Genomic DNA, 1,343 nt, shown 5'->3' on the forward strand with positions numbered 1-1,343 from the left:
GGGCCCGCTTCGGGCCCGTCGAAGTCGAAGCAGACTTCCGTATGAACTGGGACGTCCATGGCCAGTTGCCAGGCGACCTTATCTGGACCGTTCCCGCTCTGGTGGACACCCGGAGATGAGCGGTGAGTTCCCCCAAGATAGAGGGAGCGGATTATGGGATCTACTCGTCGGAGCTTCACTGCCGAGTACAAGGCCAACGCGGTAAGTTTGGTCATCGATGATGGCCGTGCGATCGCCGAAGTTGCACGCAGTATCGGCGTTCACGAGATGACGTTGGGGAAATGGGTGAAGAAGACTCGAGACGAGGGAAACGGTGAGTCTGACCGCCCGTTGAATGAGGACGAGCGGGCGGAACTCGAGCGCCTTCGCGAAGAAGTGAAGCACGCCCGGATGGAGGTGGAGTTCGCAAAAAAAGTAGCGACCTGGTTCGCGAAAGACCCGCGGTGAAATTCGCGGCTATCGCGGACTGGGCTGAATCCGATTCATATACGGTCACGTTCATGTGTGCTCAACTCGGCGTATCGACTTCTGGCTACTACAAGTGGCGCGGCAAGTCGCGCTCAGCTCGAGACCTCCGAGACGACGAGTTAACAGCGCTGATCGAGTACCACTACGAGCACCTCAACGGCCGTCCCGGCGTTCGGCGCATGCGTGCGGAACTCGCCGCCGGCGGCCACCGGGTCTCGCACAAGCGGGTGTGGCGGCTCATGAAGGTCGCAGGTCTGGAAGGCCGCCACCCGAAGGCGTGGAAACGCACCACCGTCGCCGGAGACAGCCCCGTTGGGGCACCTGACCTCATCGGCCGCGACTTCACGGCGGCCGAGGCGAACACCAAATGGTGCGGCGATATTACTTACGTACGGACCTGGAACGGCTGGGCGTACCTGGCCACCGTCATCGATCTGCACTCCCGGATGGTCGTCGGATGGGCCGTGGCCGACCACATGCGAACCGAGCTGGTCACCGACGCACTGGACATGGCCATCGCTCGTCGTCGACCACCCGGAAAAGTCATATTCCACAGCGATCGCGGAACTCAATACACGTCCACCGACTTCGATAAGTACTGCACGAAAAACAATATCCGACGATCATTGGGGCGCACTGGCATTTGTTTCGACAACGCGGTCGCAGAATCATTCTTCGCGAGCTACAAGAAGGAACTCATTCACACGCGCCCGTGGCCCACTCTAAAAGCACTCAAAAAGAGCACATTCACCTGGATTGAGGAGTACTACAATAGGGCCCGACGACATTCCACACTGGGCTATTTGACACCAGCCGAGTTTGAACTAGGATTCAGAGACATATACGACTCGCCGCTTAATTGCAGTGGCCACTTT

At 58.8% G+C, this 1,343-nt stretch carries 2 protein-coding genes; both read left to right on the forward strand.

The window, feature by feature from the left end; genetic code table 11:
* The first annotated feature begins 153 nt into the window (after nucleotides 1-153).
* Entirely contained in the window at nucleotides 154-447 is a 294-nt protein-coding gene (locus GSI01S_RS20425) for a transposase (RefSeq protein WP_006898371.1), read from the forward strand.
* Nucleotides 444-1,343: IS3 family transposase (locus GSI01S_RS19960; RefSeq protein ID WP_006898372.1), on the forward strand; the 900-nt coding region annotated here is incomplete at its 3' end. The genes GSI01S_RS20425 and GSI01S_RS19960, both read left to right, overlap by 4 nt.

Source organism: Gordonia sihwensis NBRC 108236 (assembly GCF_000333035.1).
In the GTDB taxonomy this organism is placed as follows: domain Bacteria; phylum Actinomycetota; class Actinomycetes; order Mycobacteriales; family Mycobacteriaceae; genus Gordonia; species Gordonia sihwensis.